Annotated in this window: 7 protein-coding genes and 2 pseudogenes; 3 read left to right on the forward strand and 6 right to left on the reverse strand. The window is 65.4% G+C overall.

The features are described 5' to 3' along the window. Nucleotides 1-87: 87 nt before the first annotated feature. From ACZYRS_RS25165 to ACZYRS_RS25190, 6 genes and pseudogenes are all read right to left on the reverse strand, one after another. Nucleotides 88-714, reverse strand: a complete 627-nt coding sequence (locus ACZYRS_RS25165) for a hypothetical protein (protein ID WP_463421427.1) — start codon at nucleotides 712-714, stop codon at nucleotides 88-90. A 13-nt stretch (nucleotides 715-727) separates the two neighbouring features. Next, a complete protein-coding gene (locus ACZYRS_RS25170; RefSeq protein WP_463421428.1) occupies nucleotides 728-1,897 on the reverse strand; it encodes a DUF2827 domain-containing protein in 1,170 nt (389 codons plus the stop codon). After that, entirely contained in the window at nucleotides 1,894-3,042 is a 1,149-nt protein-coding gene (locus ACZYRS_RS25175) for a DUF2827 domain-containing protein (RefSeq protein ID WP_463421429.1), read from the reverse strand. Before ACZYRS_RS25175 ends, ACZYRS_RS25170 begins: the two co-directional genes overlap by 4 nt. A gap of 83 nt (nucleotides 3,043-3,125) precedes the next feature. After that, nucleotides 3,126-4,277 carry a YadA-like family protein gene (locus ACZYRS_RS25180; protein WP_463422534.1) on the reverse strand — a complete coding sequence of 384 codons (1,152 nt, stop codon included), beginning with the start codon at nucleotides 4,275-4,277 and terminating at the stop codon, nucleotides 3,126-3,128. Between the two features lie 3,084 nt (nucleotides 4,278-7,361). Continuing rightward, nucleotides 7,362-15,218, reverse strand: a pseudogene (locus ACZYRS_RS25185) (ESPR-type extended signal peptide-containing protein); the annotation flags it as partial. Between the two features lie 63 nt (nucleotides 15,219-15,281). Beyond that, nucleotides 15,282-15,368, reverse strand: a pseudogene (locus ACZYRS_RS25190) (ESPR domain-containing protein); the annotation flags it as partial. A gap of 311 nt (nucleotides 15,369-15,679) precedes the next feature. Between ACZYRS_RS25190 and ACZYRS_RS25195 the strand changes: the two are divergent. Genes ACZYRS_RS25195 through ACZYRS_RS25205 form a run of 3 tightly spaced genes read left to right on the forward strand, consistent with a single transcriptional unit; the run spans nucleotide 15,680 to nucleotide 18,139 of the window. Next, nucleotides 15,680-16,120, forward strand: a complete 441-nt coding sequence (locus tag ACZYRS_RS25195) for a DUF4019 domain-containing protein (protein ID WP_198785640.1) — start codon at nucleotides 15,680-15,682, stop codon at nucleotides 16,118-16,120. Beyond that, entirely contained in the window at nucleotides 16,117-17,253 is a 1,137-nt protein-coding gene (locus tag ACZYRS_RS25200; protein ID WP_463421430.1) for a DUF2827 domain-containing protein, read from the forward strand. Before ACZYRS_RS25195 ends, ACZYRS_RS25200 begins: the two co-directional genes overlap by 4 nt. A gap of 28 nt (nucleotides 17,254-17,281) precedes the next feature. After that, nucleotides 17,282-18,139: a hypothetical protein gene (locus tag ACZYRS_RS25205; protein WP_463421431.1), complete on the forward strand. Its 858-nt coding sequence runs from the start codon at nucleotides 17,282-17,284 to the stop codon at nucleotides 18,137-18,139. Nucleotides 18,140-18,168: the final 29 nt, after the last annotated feature.

Consider the following 18,168-nt stretch of genomic DNA (forward strand, 5'->3'; position numbering starts at 1 on the left):
GGGCTTTGCCGCCCCTCTGCGAGGCCGGTCAAGGGCGTTCCTGCGTGTCGGATGCGGGCGCGCCCCTGGCGCCTGCAAGAGCCCGGGTCAGCGGCGCTTGGGGGCTTGTCCGGTGGGCGCGGCGGGCGCGGCGGGTGCGGCAGCGGCCGGCGCCGACGGATCGCGCCAGCCGTATTCGACATAGCGGCGGATCACCAGGCAGCCCGGCGGCGAATCGATCAGCGAGACCGACGAGGTCGGCTCCTTGTCGTCGGTGTAGACCGCGTAGATGGGCAGGAGGCGCGTCATCTTGTAGTTCTTCAGCTCCTGCTCGGCCACGCTCGCGCAGGTGAAGGGCGCCACCGAGATGCGCTCGGCCGACACGGTGCAGGTGCCGCCGTCGCCCGGAATCGCGGTGATCGAGGCGGCCACGCCGGCGTTCGGGTACTGGATGCCGACCAGCGAGAACATCGGGCCGTCGTCGGGGCGCTTGCGGTCCCAGTCGAGCAGCACGTCGTGCCCGCGGCTGCCCTGCACGGTGAGCGTCGCGAGCCGCGTGATGGCGGGCAGGCAGCGCTTGATGCCCACGCTGGTGGCGGCGCGCGTGAGCGTGTCCTGCGGCGGCGCGGCCGGCGCCTGGGGCACCAGCACGCCCTGCGCGAGCGCCGTGCCGGCCAGGGCCCAGGCGGCCATGGCGGGGAGCAGGCGCGCGAATCGTTGTGTCGATGTCTTCATGCGGTGTCTCTTCTCACGCGTAGAGGTTCTCGATGGCGGCGGTGTAGATGCGCACGTTCTCCTCGCCTTCGGGGTCGAGCTTGGCGAGGAGCCGTCGCGCGCGCTCGCGGTAGGCCGGCAGGTTAGCGTCGTGCTCTGCGAAAGCTTGCTGCAGCACGGCGCCGCCCTCTTCGCAATCGAAGCCGTGGTAGCGGTAGCCGCAATCGCCGATGAGGTGCGAGTTGTGGATGAGCGGGTAGCCGCCGTAGAGCGCCTCGTAGTAGAGGTAGTTCTGCGCGTTCTCCCAGTGGTGCGCGAAGACCGCATCGACATTCCCCGGCAGCACCTGGTACAGCGGAAAGCGCCCCTCGAAGGTCGCGAGGCCGTGCTGCACGATGTCCAGGCTCTGCGCGAAGCCGACGAAGAGCGGCTTCTCCTTCAGGTGGAAGCTGTTGTAGACCCACACCCGCTCCAGGAGCCTGGGCTGCGCGCGGTGCGCCGCCTCGCAGCCGAGCATGGGGATGAAGCTGGTCTTCACCATGCAGATGTTGGGCTCGAAGATGGCGACGCGCCAGCGCTTGCGGCCGGCTTCGTAATCGAAGCGCTTGCCGCTGCCATCGTCGTTGGTTCCGGCGCGTGCCATGGCCTTCTCCAGCACCATCGGGCTCCAGAGGTGCGGCATCAGCCGCACCGGCGCGCGAAAGGTGCTCGCGAAGTACGGCTTGCAGGACGTCTCGTACTCCGGCAGCGTCCAGACCTCGTCGTAAGGCGCGCCCGAGACGAGCATGCCGTGCGGCTTGTCGAAGATCATCCGTTCGATGTCGATCACGTAGTCGTTGCCCACGCGCATCGAAACGATCTTGCCGCCGCGCGCCTTGAAGGCCTCCGACCACTCGCGCGCCAGCTGCGCGCTCATCTCGATCATGAGATCGAGCTCCTGCGCGGCGGTGGCCATGTCGATGATCGGCACGGGCGAATCGGCCAGGAAGTTGGTGGCGTCCGCCGGACCGCCATCGCCGCCGCCCGCCACCAGCACGGTGCTGGCCACGCGCGGCGAACGCATCAGCAGCATCACTAGAAACAGGCAGTTCTGGTAGACGCCGTTTTCCCAGAGGCTCTGCTCGCCCTTGCGGATGAAGATGGAAACGCCGACCTTGAGTTTCGCGGGCATGACGGACGAAGGGGTGTTCTGCACTGCGCTCATGCGGTCCTCACGCCATCGGCACGGAATGCGGGGTCGCCGCCCACCAGGTGCAGCAGGCGCTGCGCGTAGGCATCGACGTTCGCCTGGTGGAGCGGATCGATCGCATCGAACATGCGCTGGCTTCGCGCGCGGTAGTCGTCCAGCTGCGTGTCGTGCCCGCGCACCGCCTGCAGCAGCTGCTCGGCGCCGGCGGCGATGTCGAAGTCGGGGTAGTAGTAGCCGGCGTCGCGCAGCCACGGCGAGTTGTGCACCAGCGGGTAGTTGCCGTACAGCGCATCCAGGTAGCTATAGTTCTGGTCGTTCTGCCACTGGTGGGACACCACCGCGTCGGCGAACTGCACCATGAAGCCCGCGAAATCGTGTCGCCCGTGGAACACCGCCTTGTGCCCGCGCACGAGGTCCAGCGAGTTGGCCATGTAGAGCATCGTCGGATGGTCCTTCAGGTGCAGCGTGTTGAGCACCTGCATCGAGGTCACGGCGTTCGGGTCGGCGCGGTAGGCGCCGTCGCAGATCAGCATCGGCACGCTGCTGGACTTCACGACCGAGATGTTGGGCTCGAAGATCGCCACGCGGAACCCGGGCTGCTCTGCGGTGCGCGGCGCGTAGCCGAAGCGGTAGCCCGACGCCTCGACCTCGGCGACGCGCTGGGCCAGGAACTGCGGCGACCAGAGGTAGGGCACCTCATGCACCGGGCGGCGGTGCAGGGTTCGCATCATCGGGGCGAAGACGGCGTCCTTGGGCAGGAGCCACACCTCGTCGCAACGGTCGGGCTTGCTGAAGTGGCCCTTGTCGCTGAAGACGATCGGCTCGGCCAGCGCCACGAAGGGCTGCCCCACGCAGTGGAAGACCGAGCGCCCGCCGCAGGCACGGAAGTAGGAGAGCCATTGCACGTCGAGCGCGCCGGCCATCTCGATGACCACATCGAGCGCATCGGTCAGCTCGCGGGCGCGCCCGAAGGCCAGGCCCATGGCCGAGAGATCGACCTGCGGCGGCATGGCCTGCTGGTCGCCCGCATCGACGAGCGTGACGGATTCGACGAAATCGATGCGCTGCAGCAGCCGGGCGAGAAACAGGACGTTCTGCCCCATCCCGTTTTCCCAGATGTTCTGCCCCGCGTGGGTGAGGACTGAAATACCAATGCGCATGGGGGTGAGTGTGTACCAAAAAAAATGGCTCCCGCACCATCGGCACGGGAGCCACGCCGCGGCTGCGGCGCCGATTCAGTGGCTTATTTCCACTTCCAGCCGATGCCTGCGTTCACGCCCCACTCCTTGCCGGTGGTGGACAGACCCGCACCCCAGGACATCTTGCCGTCGTCCGACAGCGCCTTGAAGGTCAGCGCCACGGCGCTGTAGCCCTTGTAGCTGCCGAAGCCCACGCCCACGGTCTTCTCGCCGGGGTAGAGCGTCGGCAGGTAGGTGCCCGACATCGCAAAGGCCATCGCGGAACCCGAGTAGGCGATGCGCGCCACGTCGCCGACCTGGCTCTGCACCTGGTTCAGCTGCGTCATGTTGACCGCGTCGGTGGGCAGGATGCCCGGCGCCACGTTCGAGATGCGCGTGCCGCCCGGTGCCTGGCCCGCGCCCAGCGTGACCTGGTTGTAGTTGACCGAGCCGTCCGGGTTGGTCGCGTACTGCACGCTGCTGGCCTTGGCCGACGCGGAGGCCGCCTTCAGCTGGGCCACGTTGGTGGCGTCGCTGTCGGCCGAGCCCGCGGCCACGCCGGTGATCTGGCGGAACTGGTTGTTGGCTGCATCGCCCACGGACACCGCGGCCTGCGTGCTGGTCGTGGCGCGGATGGCCGCTTCCTGCTGCGCATTCGCGCTGCCCGGGATGTAGCCGACCGCGCCTGCCGCGGTCGATGCCACCGAGTTCGCGCCCAGCGCCACGCCACCGCTCTGCGTGACCACCGCGCCGAAGCCGATCGCCGTGCCCTGCGAGATGTTCTGCGCCTTGCTCAGCACCGTGCCGCCGGCGTCGGCCTTGTCGCCCAACGCCACGCCGCCGCCGCCTGCACGGGAATCCACACCGATGGCCTGCGAGCCCGTGGCCAGTGCGCCGGTGCCGATGGCGATGGCGTTGGCACCCGTGGCCTGTGCGCCGAAGCCGATGGCCACGGCGCCTTCGGCCGTCGCCTTCGCGCCGTTGCCGGCGGCGAAGGAGTTGGCGGCGCTGGAGACCGAGCGCGGGCCGATCGCCACGGAGTCCACGCCGCTCGCGTCGGAGTCGGCGGCGGTGGAGCCCGTGTGGAAGTACTTGGTGCCCTTGTTGTTGATGGTGTTGACCGTCGTGCTCAGGCTGCCGATGCTGCTGGTCGCCGTGCTCAGGCCGGTCGAGGTCGAGGTCGACAGGCTCGCGATGCCGCTGGTCGCGCCGCCCACGCTGGTGGACAGGCTGTCCAGGTTGCTGTTGGTCGTGCTCAGGCCGGTCGAGAGGCTGGAGATACCGCTGGTGGCGGTGCTCAGGCCGGTCGAGGTCGACGTGGACAGGCTGTTGACATTGCTGTTCGTCGTGCTCAGGCCGGTCGACAGGCTGTCGACGCTGCTGGTCACGGTGCTCAGGCCGGTCGACAGGCTGCCGATGCTGCTGGTCGCAGTGCTCAGGCCGGTCGAGGTCGAGGTCGAGAGGCTGTCGACGCTGCTGGTCACGGTGCTCAGCGCCGACGACGTGGAGGTCGACAGGCTGCTCACGCTGCTGTTGGTGGAGCTCAGGCCGGTCGAAAGGCTCGAGATGCCGCTGGTGGCGGTGCTCAGGCCCGACGAGGTCGACGTCGACAGGCTGCTCACGCCGCTGTTCGTGGAGCTCAGGCCGGTCGAGAGGCTGGAGATGCCGCTGGTGGCGGTGCTCAGGCCGATCGAGAGGCTCGAGATGCCGACGGTGACGGTACTCAGCCCGACCGACAGGCTGCCGATGCCGCTGTTCGCAGAGCTCAGGCCCGTGGAGAGGCTGCCGATGCTGCTGGTGGCGGTGCTCAGGCCGGACGACGTGGAGGTCGAGAGGCTGCTGACCGTGCTGTCTGTCGTGCTCAGCCCGGTCGAGAGGCTGGAGATGCCGCTGGTGGCGGTGCTCAGGCCAGACGAGGTCGAGGTGGACAGGCTGTTGACGTTGCTGTTGGTCGAGCTCAGGCCGGTGGAGAGACTCGAGATGCCGCTGGTCGCGGTGCTCAGGCCGGACGACGTGGAGGTCGACAGGCTGCTGACGCTGCTGTTGGTCGAGCTCAAGCCGGTCGAGAGGCTCGTAATACCGCTGGTGGCGGTGCTCAGGCCCGTGGACAAGCTGCCGATGCTGCTCGTTGCAGTGCTCAAGCCAGACGACGTGGAGGTCGAGAGGCTGCTGACGCTGCTGTTGGTCGAGCTCAAGCCGGTAGACAAGCTGGAGATGCCGCTGGTAGCAGTGCTCAGGCCCGTGGACAGGCTGCCGATGCTGCTGGTCGCAGTACTCAGGCCAGAAGACGTAGACGTCGACAGGCTGCTCACGCGGCTGTTGGTCGAACTCAAACCGGTCGACAGGCTGGAGATGCCGCTGGTTGCAGTGCTCAGGCCCGTGGACAAGCTGCCGATGCTGCTGGTCGCAGTGCTCAGGCCGGACGACGTTGACGTCGACAGGCTGCTCACACGGCTGTTGGTCGAACTCAAACCGGTCGACAGGCTGGAGATGCCGCTGGTTGCGGTGCTCAGGCCGGTGGACAGGCTGCCGATGCCGCTGGTCGCAGTGCTCAGGCCCGTGGACAAGCTGCCGATGCTGCTGGTCGCAGTGCTCAGGCCAGACGACGTAGACGTCGACAGGCTGCTCACGCGGCTGTTGGTCGAACTCAAACCGGTCGACAGGCTGGAGATGCCGCTGGTTGCAGTGCTCAGGCCCGTGGAGAGGCTGCCGATGCCGCTGGTTGCAGTGCTCAGGCCCGTGGACAAGCTGCCGATGCTGCTGGTCGCGGTGCTCAGGCCGGACGACGTTGACGTCGACAGGCTGCTCACGCGGCTGTTGGTCGAACTCAAGCCGGTCGACAGGCTGGAGATGCCGCTGGTGGCGGTGCTCAGGCCAGACGAAGTCGAAGTCGACAGGCTGCTGACGTTGCTGTTGGTCGAGCTCAGACCGGTGGACAGACTCGAGATGCCGCTGGTTGCCGTGCTCAGCCCGGTGGACAAGCTACCGATGCTGCTCGTTGCGGTGCTCAGGCCAGACGAGGTAGAGGTCGACAAGCTGCTTACGCTGCTGTTCGTCGAACTCAGGCCCGTGGACAGGCTGGAGATACCGCTGGTCGCGGTGCTCAGGCCAGTCGACGTGGAGGTCGACAGACTGCTCACGCTGCTGTTGGTCGAGCTCAGACCGGTCGAGAGGCTCGAGATACCGCTGGTGGCAGTACTCAGGCCCGACGACGTGGAGGTCGAGAGGCTGCTCACGCTGCTGTTCGTCGAACTCAGGCCAGTCGACAGGCTGGAGATGCCGCTCGTCGCAGTGCTCAAACCGCTGGACGTCGACGTAGACAGGCTATCGATGCTGCTGGTTGCAGTGCTCAGGCCAGACGAAGTGGAGGTCGACAGGCTGCTCACGCTGCTGTTGGTCGAGCTCAGGCCAGTGGACAGGCTGGAGATACCGCTCGTCGCAGTGCTCAGCCCGCTGGACGTCGACGTGGACAGGCTATCGATGCTGCTGGTCGCCGTGCTCAGACCGGACGAGGTGGAAGTCGACAAGCTATTGACGCTGCTGTTGGTCGAACTCAGACCTGTCGAGAGGCTGGAGATACCGCTGGTCGCGGTACTCAGACCAGAGGACGTCGAAGTCGACAGGCTGCTGACGCTGCTGTTGGTGGAGCTCAGGCCGGTCGAGAGGCTGGAGATGCCGCTGGTCGCCGTGCTCAAACCCGACGACGTCGAGGTCGACAAGCTGCTCACGCTGCTGTTGGTCGAGCTCAAGCCCGTAGACAGGCTGGAGATACCGCTGGTGGCAGTGCTCAGGCCGGACGAAGTGGAGGTCGACAGGCTGCTCACGCTGCTGTTCGTCGAACTCAGGCCAGTCGAGAGGCTGGAGATGCCGCTCGTTGCCGTGCTCAGGCCAGACGATGTGGAGGTCGACAGGCTGCTCACGCTGCTGTTGGTCGAGCTCAGGCCAGTCGAGAGGCTCGAGATACCGCTGGTGGCGGTGCTCAGACCGGACGACGTGGAAGTCGACAGGCTGCTCACGCTGCTGTTCGTCGAACTCAGACCAGTCGAGAGGCTGGAGATGCCGCTCGTTGCCGTGCTCAGGCCAGACGACGTGGAGGTCGACAGGCTGCTCACGCTGCTGTTCGTGGAGCTCAGGCCAGTGGACAGGCTGGAGATGCCGCTGGTCGCCGTGCTCAGACCCGACGACGTCGAGGTCGACAAGCTGCTCACGCTGCTGTTGGTCGAGCTCAAGCCGGTGGACAAGCTGGAGATGCCGCTGGTCGCTGTACTCAGACCCGACGACGTCGAAGTCGACAGGCTGTTCACCGTGCTGTCCGTCGTGCTCAAGCCGGTGGACAAGCTGGAGATGCCGCTGGTCGCTGTACTCAGACCGCTGGACGTCGACGTGGACAGGCTATCGATGCTGCTGGTTGCGGTGCTCAGGCCAGACGATGTGGAGGTCGACAGGCTGCTCACGCTGCTGTTGGTCGAGCTCAAGCCAGTCGACAGGCTCGAGATGCCGCTGGTGGCAGTACTCAGACCCGACGACGTGGAGGTCGACAGGCTGCTGAGGCTGCTGTTTGTGGAGCTCAGACCGGAGGACAGGCTGGAGATGCCGCTGGTCGCCGTGCTCAGGCCGCTGGACGTCGACGTAGACAGGCTGTCGATGCTGCTGGTTGCGGTGCTCAGGCCAGAAGACGTGGAGGTCGACAGGCTGCTCACGCTGCTGTTCGTGGAGCTCAGGCCGGTGGACAGGCTGGAGATACCGCTGGTCGCGGTGCTCAGACCGGACGAGGTCGACGTCGACAGGCTGCTGACGCTGCTGTTGGTGGAGCTCAGGCCGGTCGAGAGGCTGGAGATGCCACTGGTCGCCGTGCTCAGGCCCGACGACGTCGAGGTCGACAAGCTGCTGACGCTGCTGTTAGTGGAGCTCAGGCCCGTAGACAGGCTGGAGATGCCGCTCGTCGCCGTGCTCAGACCGCTGGACGTGGAGGTCGACAAGCTGCTCACACTGCTGTTGGTCGAGCTCAGGCCGGTGGACAAGCTCGAGATACCGCTGGTCGCTGTGCTCAGGCCCGACGACGTCGAAGTGGACAGACTGCTGACGCTGCTGTTGGTCGAGCTCAGACCAGTCGAGAGGCTCGAGATGCCACTGGTCGCCGTGCTCAGACCGCTGGATGTCGAGGTCGACAAGCTGCTCACACTGCTGTTGGTCGAGCTCAGGCCGGTGGACAGGCTGGAAATGCCGCTGGTTGCCGTGCTCAAGCCGGACGATGTCGAAGACGACAGGCTGCTCACACTGCTGTTGGTCGAGCTCAGGCCAGTGGACAAGCTGGAGATGCCGCTGGTGGCGGTGCTCAAGCCGGACGATGTCGAAGACGACAGGCTGCTGACACTGCTGTTCGTCGAGCTCAGGCCAGTGGACAAGCTCGAGATACCGCTGGTCGCCGTGCTCAGGCCCGACGAGGTCGAAGTGGACAGACTGCTGACGCTGCTGTTGGTCGAGCTCAAGCCGGTCGAGAGACTCGAAATGCCGCTCGTCGCCGTGCTCAGACCGCTGGATGTCGAGGTCGACAAGCTAGTCACACTGCTGTTGGTCGAGCTCAGACCCGTGGACAGGCTGGAGATGCCGCTGGTGGCGGTGCTCAAGCCGGACGATGTCGAAGACGACAGGCTGCTCACGCTGCTGTTGGTTGAGCTCAGGCCGGTCGAAAGACTCGAGATACCGCTGGCGCTGCTGCTCAAGCCTGTCGAGAGGCTGCTGACACTGCTGTTGGTCGAGCTCAGCCCCGTAGACAAGCTCGAGATGCCGCTGGTCGCCGTGCTCAGGCCCGACGAAGTCGAAGTAGACAGGCTGCTGACGCTGCTGTTCGTCGAGCTTAGACCGGTGGACAGGCTGCCGATGCTGCTGGTCGCCGTGCTCAAGCCCGAAGAGGTCGAGGTGGACAAGCTGTTGACGCTGCTGTTGGTCGAGCTCAAGCCCGTAGACAGGCTGGAGATGCCGCTGGTGGCGGTGCTCAGGCCGGACGAGGTGGAGGTCGACAGGCTGCTGACGCTGCTGTTTGTGGAGCTCAGGCCCGTAGACAGGCTGGAGATACCGCTCGTCGCCGTGCTCAGACCACTGGATGTCGAGGTCGACAAGCTGCTCACACTGCTGTTGGTCGAGCTCAGGCCGGTCGAGAGGCTGGAGATGCCACTGGTCGCCGTGCTCAGGCCCGACGACGTCGAAGACGACAGGCTGCTCACGCTGCTGTTTGTGGAGCTCAGGCCAGTCGAAAGGCTGGAGATGCCGCTGGTGGCGGTGCTCAGGCCGGACGAGGTGGAAGCCGACAGGCTGTTGACGCTGCTGTTGGTCGAGCTCAGGCCGGTCGAGAGGCTGGAGATGCCACTGGTCGCAGTGCTCAGGCCCGACGACGTCGAAGACGACAGGCTGCTCACGCTGCTGTTGGTCGAGCTCAGGCCCGTAGACAAGCTCGATATGCCACTGGTCGCAGTGCTCAGACCGGACGAGGTCGACGTCGACAGGCTACTGACGCTGCTATTCGTTGAGCTCAAGCCAGTCGAGAGGCTGGAGATGCCACTGGTCGCAGTGCTCAGGCCCGACGATGTCGAAGTCGACAGGCTGCTCACGCTGCTGTTAGTGGAGCTCAGGCCCGTAGACAGACTGGAGATGCCACTGGTCGCCGTGCTCAGGCCCGACGACGTTGAGGTCGACAGGCTGCTCACGCTGCTGTTCGTCGAGCTCAGGCCTGTAGACAGGCTGGAGATGCCGCTCGTCGCCGTGCTCAGGCCCGACGATGTCGAAGTCGACAGACTGCTCACGTTGCTGTTCGTGGAGCTCAGGCCGGTCGAGAGGCTGGAGATGCCGCTCGTGGTCGTGCTCAGGCCGCTGGACGTCGACGTAGACAGGCTATCAATTCTGCTGTTCGCCGTGCTCAACCCGGACGACGTGGACGTCGACAAGCTGCTCACACCGCTGTTGGTCGAGCTCAGACCCGTGGACAGGCTCGAGATGCCGCTGGTGGCGGTGCTCAAGCCGGACGATGTCGAAGACGACAGGCTGCTGACACTGCTGTTCGTCGAGCTCAGGCCCGTCGAGAGGCTCGCGATGCCGCTGGTGGCAGTGCTCAGCCCCGACGACGTGGAGGTCGACAAGCTGCTCACGCTGCTGTTCGTGGAACTCAGGCCAGTCGACAAACTGGAGATGCCGCTGGTCGCCGTGCTCAGGCCCGACGACGTCGAAGTCGACAAGCTGCCGACACTGCTGTTCGTGGAACTCAGGCCCGTGGACAAGCTCGAGATGCCGCTGGTCGCCGTGCTCAGGCCCGACGAGGTCGAGGTCGAGAGGCTTGTGATGCTGCTGGTCGCAGTGCTCAGACCCGACGACGTGGAAGACGACAGACTACTCACGCCGCTATTGGTCGAACTCAGGCCGGTGGACAGGCTCGAGATGCCGCTGGTGGCGGTGCTCAGGCCGGACGAGGTCGAGGTCGAGAGGCTGCTGACGCTGCTGTTGGTCGAGCTCAGGCCCGTGGAGAGGCTGGAGATACTGCTGGTAGCCGTGCTCAGACCCGACGAGGTCGAAGTCGACAGGCTGCTCACGCTGCTGTTCGTGGAGCTCAGGCCGGTGGACAGGCTGGAAATACCACTGGTTGCCGTGCTCAAGCCGGACGAGGTCGAAGACGACAGGCTGCTCACGCTGCTATTCGTCGAGCTCAAGCCGGTGGACAGGCTGGAAATACCGCTGGTCGCCGTGCTCAAGCCCGACGACGTGGAAGACGACAGGCTGCTCACGCTGCTGTTGGTCGAGCTCAAGCCGGTGGACAAGCTGGAGATGCCGCTGGTCGCTGTGCTCAAGCCCGACGAGGTCGAGGTCGAAAGGCTCGAAATGCTGCTGGTCGCAGTGCTCAGGCCCGACGACGTGGACGTCGACAGGCTGCTCACGCTGCTGTTCGTTGAGCTCAGGCCTGTAGACAGGCTGGAGATGCCGCTGGTCGCTGTGCTCAAGCCCGACGAGGTCGAGGTCGAGAGGCTCGAGATGCTGCTGGTCGCAGTGCTCAAGCCCGACGACGTGGAAGATGACAGGCTGCTCACGCTGCTGTTGGCCGAGCTCAAGCCGGTGGACAAGCTGGAGATGCCGCTGGTCGCTGTGCTCAAGCCCGACGAGGTCGAGGTCGAGAGGCTCGAAATGCTGCTGGTCGCAGTGCTCAGACCCGACGACGTGGACGTCGACAGGCTGCTCACGCTGCTGTTCGTCGAGCTCAGGCCTGTAGACAGGCTGGAGATGCCGCTGGTAGCCGTGCTCAAGCCGGACGATGTCGAAGTCGAGAGGCTGCCGACACTGCTGTTGGTCGAGCTCAAGCCAGTGGACAGGCTGGAGATGCCACTGGTCGCCGTGCTCAGGCCCGACGACGTGGACGTCGACAAGCTGCTCACGCTGCTGTTAGTGGAGCTCAGGCCAGTGGACAGGCTGGAGATGCCACTGGTCGCCGTGCTCAGGCCCGACGACGTGGACGTCGACAAGCTGCTCACGCTGCTGTTAGTGGAGCTCAGGCCAGTGGACAGGCTGGAGATGCCACTGGTCGCCGTGCTCAGGCCCGACGACGTGGATGTCGACAAGCTGCTCACGCTGCTGTTAGTGGAGCTCAGGCCAGTGGACAGGCTGGAGATCGCGCTGGTGGCGGTGCTCAGGCCCGAGGAGGTCGAGGTCGAGAGGCTCGAGATGCTGCTGGTCGCAGTGCTCAGGCCCGAAGACGTGGAAGTCGACAGGCTGCTCACGTTGCTGTTCGTCGAGCTCAAGCCAGTCGACAGGCTGCTGATACCACTGGTCGCCGTGCTCAGGCCGGACGACGTGGACGTCGACAAGCTGCTCACGCTGCTGTTGGTGGAGCTCAGGCCTGTGGACAGGCTGGAGATGCTGCTGGTCGCAGTGCTCAGGCCCGTCGAGGTCGAGCTCGAAAGGCTCGAGATCCTGCTCGTGGCCGTGCTCAAACCACTCGAAGTCGAGGTCGACAGGCTGCTCACGCTGCTGTTGGTCGAACTCAGGCCCGTCGAGAGGCTGGAGATACCGCTGGTCGCAGTGCTCAGGCCGGACGACGTGGAGGTCGAAAGGCTGCTCACGCTGCTGTTCGTGGAGCTCAGGCTCGTGGACAGGCTCGAGACGCCGCTGGCCGCGGTGCTCAGGCCCGACGACGTCGAGGTCGACAGGCTGCTCACACCGCTGTTCGTCGTGCTCAAGCCCGTGGACAGGCTGGAAATGCCGCTGGACACCGAGGTCGACAGCGAGCTCAACTGCCCGAAATTCACCGCGTCGGTGGGATTGGCACCCGCTGCAACGTTGGTGAGGACCACCGGCGCCGCGGCGCCCACGCCGCCCAGGGTGACCTTGGTGTGGCTCGCGTCGTCGTACTGAACCGAGTTGGCCAGGCCGGTCGACAGGCTGCCGATGCCGCTCGTGGCCGTGCTCAGGCCGCTGGACAGGCTGGAGATGCCGCTGTTCGCGGAAATCAGGCCGGTGGAGAGGCTCGAGATGCCGCTGGTGGCGGTGCTCAGGCCCGACGACGTCGAGGTCGACAGGCTGCTCACGCTGCTGTTCGTCGTGCTCAAGCCGGTCGAAGTCGAGGTCGAAAGGCTCGAGATGCCGCTGGTGACCGTGCTCAGACCGCTGGAAGTCGACGCAGAAAGGCTGCTGACGCTGCTGTTGGTCGAGCTCAGGCCAGTCGACAGGCTGGAGATACCACTGGTCGCGGTGCTCAGACCGGTCGACGTCGAGGTCGACAGGCTGCTGATACGGCTGGTCGCGGTGCTCAGGCCGCTCGAAGTGGAAGTCGACAGGCTGCTCACGCTGCTGTTCGTGGAGCTCAAACCGGTCGAGAGGCTGGAGATACCGCTGGTGGCGGTGCTAAGGCCGGACGACGTCGAGGTCGACAAGCTGCTCACGCTGCTGTTGGTCGAGCTCAAGCCCGTGGACAGGCTAGAGATACCGCTGGTGGCGGTGCTCAGGCCGCTCGAAGTGGAAGTCGACAGGCTGCTCACGCTGCTGTTCGTCGAACTCAGGCCGGTGGACAGGCTGGAGACGCCACTCGTCACCGTGCTCAGGCCGGACGAGGTCGAAGTCGACAAGCTGCTGATACCACTGGTCGCCGTGCTCAACCCGCTCGACGTCGAGGCGGACAAGCTGCTCACGCTGCTGTTCGTCGAACTCAGGCCGGTGGACAGGCTGGAGATGCCACTCGTGGCCGTGCTCAAGCCGGTCGACGTGGAAGCAGAGAGGCTGCTCACGGCGCTGTTGGTCGAGCTCAGGCCTGTAGACAAGCTGGAGATGCCGCTGGTCGCTGTGCTCAAGCCCGACGACGTCGAGGAAGACAGGCTGCTGACGCTGCTGTTGGCCGAGCTCAGACCGGTCGACAGACTGGAGATGCCACTGGTCGCCGTACTCAGGCCGGAAGAGGTCGACGTGGACAAGCTGCTTACGCCGCTGTTCGTGGAACTCAGGCCCGTTGACAGGCTGGAGATGCCGCTGGTCGCGGTGCTGAGGCCGGACGACGTGGAGGTCGACAAGCTGCTCACGGTGCTGTTCGTCGAACTCAGCCCTGTGGACAGACTCGAAACGCCGCTGGCGCTGCTGCTCAAGCCAGTCGAGAGGCTGCCGACGCTGCTGTTGGTCGAGCTCAAGCCAGTCGAGAGGCTGCCGACGCTGCTGTTGGTCGAGCTCAAGCCAGTCGAGAGGCTGCCGACGCTGCTGTTGGTCGAGCTCAAGCCGGTGGACAGGCTGGAGATGCCGCTGGTGGCGGTGCTCAAACCTGACGAAGTGGAGGTCGACAGGCTGCTGATACTGCTGGTCGCCGTGCTCAGGCCGGACGAAGTCGAGGTCGACAGGCTGCTCACGCTGCTGTTCGTAGAGCTCAAACCAGTAGACAGGCTCGAAATACCGCTGGTTGCTGTACTCAGGCCCGACGAGGTCGAGGTCGACAAGCTGTTGATGCGACTTGTCGCGGTGCTCAGGCCGCTCGAAGTCGAAGTCGACAGGCTGCTGATGCTGCTGCCAGTCGTACTCAATCCGGAAAACAGTTGGCTTCCGTTGATCGCATCCGTGGATGTGGATGTGACGCGACCTGCCGCCACGTTGGTGACCTGGCGTTCGTTACCCGCCGAACCGACACTGACCACGCCAACTGGCGCAGAACCGGCGAAACCGCCGTATGTCACCCCGCCGACCGTTGCGCTGGCAACGCCGTTTGCTGCGGCCGTCGAAGCACCGTCACCCAACGCTACGCTGCGTGCATTGCTCGAAACCGCACCGCGACCGATGGCAATGCCCGACGTGGCCGCAGCCACGACCGACGATTCGCCGCCAATAGCGATGGCGTCTGTTGCAGCGGCATTTGCGCCAGCCACGGCGTTACCGCCAAGGGCGATGGCTCCGGTGGCCGAAGAACTTGCGCTGTCGCCGATTGCAACGCCGGACGTGCTGGTGGCCTTGGCCGAGTTGCCCAAGGCGACCGCCTCGGTGGCCGCTACCGTGTTGGCGCCGAGAGCGACTGCATTGGCCGCGGTGGTGTTGGCGTTTTCGCCGATCGCGACGGATGCGCCGCCGTTCGCAACTGCCAGCACACCAACCGCCACCGCGTTGGCTCCCAGAGCCTTGGCTCCGGTGTCCTCGGTCAGAGCGCCGCCGATGGCGACGCTGTTCAAGCCCGCCGCATTGCTGCTGCGGCCGATGGCGATCGCCTGCTCACCTGAAGCGACGGACCCGCCCTTGCCTGAGCCGTTGCCTCCACCGATGGCAACCGAAGACGTCCCACTGGCGTTGGCGTCGTTGCCGAGCGCAAATGCGCCGGCATTGCCGTTAGCCTTCGCCCCGGAACCAATGGCGGTTGCGCTACCGCCAGCGGCGGTGGCGCTGGCGTTGTTGCCGATGGCGATGTTGTAGCCGCCGCCGCCGTTGGTCGTGGCGCCGTTGCCCAAGGCGACGTCGGCCGTGTTGGAGGCGATAGCACTGTTACCCACGGCCGTCGCACCAGTGCCGCCAGCGCTTGCCAATGTGCCGATAGCAACCGCATTTGCGCCGTTCGCAGTGGCTCGTTCCTTTGAACCGGTGCCTGAACCGATGGCGATACCGCTGCCGCTCGTGGACGAACCGACTATCGCGCTGCTACCCACATATGAGGCCTGCGCCACTGAGGCCAAACCTGTTGCAGCGACCACAAGCGCCGCAGCAATTGCCACCGTCGACTTGCTGCTCCGCTTGCCCCTTGCCGAGGTGAGTTCGGAAGCCGCCACCCACGCGCCGAGCGCTTCATTCCAAATACTACGATATGACTTGTTCATTGAATTCGAGCTCGGTTCACAGAGGGACTGACACAGATCGGCACCCAAACGACAGCTGCCACGGCTCGTCGCTGGGCATCAGGCGCAAAGACGCGCGTGTGCTTACAGGAATGCTGGAATGTACGCATTCGTTTACATTCTTGATGCACTGCAGCAGCGAAAACCCAAAAATTGAGGATTTAGTTCACAAAATCTCAGACTCGCCGGGCAATTCATGAACGAGCGTTGCAACCAGACAACGGGTCCGCAGGGCGCCACCTAGAATTGCGAGCGCCCTGCCACCACTGGCTTCGCCATTCAAGGACGCTCCGATGAAGCAGCTTTTTCTCCGCCTCTTGGCCGCATTTGCATTTACCGCGAGCGCTTCGTGTGCACTGGCCCAAGAAGGCACGTCGGCAGACGAACTGGTCCAGGCGGCCCTCACCGGCTTGCGCCAGATCGACGAAAACCGTTCCGCAGAGCTGTGGGATGCCACCTCCGCCTTCGTGAAAACAAGGCTTCCAAAGGCGGAATTCGTGAGCAACATGCAACGCACCCGCCAGACGGTCGGCACCGTGGTCCGCCGCGACTGGGCCAGCGTGGTCCGCATTCGCTACCTGGACGACAGCAGCGGCGTTCCCGCCGGCCAGTACGCCAACGTCGACTTCGCCACCCGCCTGAACAACGACAAGACCGTCTTCGAAAAGGTCAGCTTTCGCCTCGAGCCCGGCGGCTGGAAACTGACCGGCTACGTCCCCCGCGAAACACAATGACCCCCGGCGCCGGCCTGCGCATCGGCATCACCATCGGCCTGCACCACGAGGCCGAGACCCTTTGGAACAACGGCATCAAGCAAAACGCCGTGTTCCTGGCCGAAGCGCTCAAGCACTGCCCGAACGTCGCCTCGGTCGTGCTGGTCAACACCACGGCCACCCCCATCACCTCCGCCCTGCCCTGGGACCAGTCGCGCTGGCCCACGGTGACCTTCGAGGCGGCCAAGGACAGCGTCGACGTGCTGATCGAGCTCGGCGGCCAGATCGACGGCGCCCAAACCGACTACCTGAAGCAGCGCGGCGCGCGCCTCGTGTCGTACTGCTGCGGCTTCGAGTACGTGCACGCGATGGAGTCGATGCTGTTCAACATACCCCTCTGGGGCCAGAACCTGTACGTCAACCAGCGCTACGACGACATCTGGATGGTTCCGCAGGTCGCCAACATCAGCCAGCCGTACTTCGAAGTGCTACGCCGCACCAAGGCGCGCGCCGTGCCTTTCGTCTGGAGCCCGGTGTTCCTGGACGAGCGCACCCGCGCCCTGCCCGACGCCGGCGTGTACCAGCCCCACGCCGGACCGCGCCGCCTCAGCGTGATGGAGCCGAACATCAACGTGGTGAAGTTCTGCCTCTATCCGATCCTGGTGGCCGAGCTGTCCTACCGCGCGCGGCCCGACGCCATCGCGCTGCTGCAGGTCACCAATGCCGAGCGGATGGCCAGGGAGAACATGGAGTTCATCACGCTGATGAACCAGCTCGACCTGGTCCGCGAGCACAAGGCGGTGTTCCTCGGCCGGCACGAGACGCCCGTGTTCCTCGCGCAGAACACCGACATCGTGGTCTCCCACCAATGGGAGAACCCGCTCAACTACTTCTATCTGGAGACCTGCTGGCAGGGCTACCCGCTGGTGCACAACGCGCACCTGTGCGCGGACCTGGGCTACTACTACCAGGGCAACGACGTGGCGGCGGGCAGCGCCCGGGTGCTCGAGGCCATCGACACCCACGATGCACAGTCCGCTGCGTACCGCGATCGCCAGCGCAAGCTGATCGACCGCTACCTGCCCGGCAACGCCGCAGCCACCCAGGTCTACAACCACCTGCTGCTCGGCCTGATGCAGCGCCCTGCCCGCTGAACGAAACGGACGAAACGGAAAACCCGCCATGCTCGACCCCTCCGAACTCCGGCAGTTTTTCCCCGTGGTCGTGTCGCCCAGCCACGACGGCAAGTTCTTCCAGAACTACGTGACCTCGCTGCTGAACTTCGCCATCGAATCGGAGCGCGCCGGCATGCGCATGCAGGTGCTGTTCCACCAGGGCGAGAGCCTGGTGACGCGCGCGCGGAACAATTGCGTGGCGCAGTTCCTGGCCAACCCGCACTGGACGCACCTCTTCTGGATCGACGCCGACATCGGCTTCTCGGCGCAGGCCGCGTTCCGGCTGCTGCTGTCGGGCTACGACATCGCGGCCGGCGTCTACCCGCTCAAGCGCGACAACTGGCCCGACGAGGGCGTGACCGCAGGCACAACGCAGCAGCAGTTCGAGGCCACGTTCACCCGGTACACGGTCAACGCCAAGGCCTCCGAGCTCACCTCGCAGGTCGAACTCGAAGTGCAGCCCGACGGCTTCATGAAGATGACCGAGGCGCCGACCGGCTTCATGGTGATCAAGCGCGCGGTGTTCGAGCGCCTCATGGCCAGCTACCCCGACCTGAGCTACGTGCCCGACAGCATCGGCGAAGCCGACCTGGGCCTGCACTACCGCTTCTTCGACGTGATGGTCGATCCCGAGACGCGCCGCTACCTCTCGGAAGACTACGGTTTCTGCCGCCTGTGGTCGGGGCTGGGCGAATCGATCTACATCGATGCCAACTCCAACCTGACCCACCAGGGCGCCAAGATGTACCGCGGCGATTTCGCCAGTTCCCTGCTGACCTCGCTGCCGCACGCGGTGGGCGGGCCGGCCGGCGCGGCGATGGTGCTCAAGGGCCAGGAATACCTGAAGCCGAACCTGCCGGGATAGTCAGGACAGGACAGGACAGGACAGGCGCA

This window comes from Variovorax sp. AC194 (assembly GCF_979257995.1).

Coding starts and splice junctions, on each gene's coding strand:
- ACZYRS_RS25200 (WP_463421430.1), top strand. CDS start 16,117: ATGACCCCCGGCGCCGGCCTGCGCATCGGCATCACCATCGGCCTGCAC.
- ACZYRS_RS25170 (WP_463421428.1), bottom strand. CDS start 1,897: ATGAGCGCAGTGCAGAACACCCCTTCGTCCGTCATGCCCGCGAAACTC.
- ACZYRS_RS25205 (WP_463421431.1), top strand. CDS start 17,282: ATGCTCGACCCCTCCGAACTCCGGCAGTTTTTCCCCGTGGTCGTGTCG.
- ACZYRS_RS25165 (WP_463421427.1), bottom strand. CDS start 714: ATGAAGACATCGACACAACGATTCGCGCGCCTGCTCCCCGCCATGGCC.
- ACZYRS_RS25175 (WP_463421429.1), bottom strand. CDS start 3,042: ATGCGCATTGGTATTTCAGTCCTCACCCACGCGGGGCAGAACATCTGG.
- ACZYRS_RS25195 (WP_198785640.1), top strand. CDS start 15,680: ATGAAGCAGCTTTTTCTCCGCCTCTTGGCCGCATTTGCATTTACCGCG.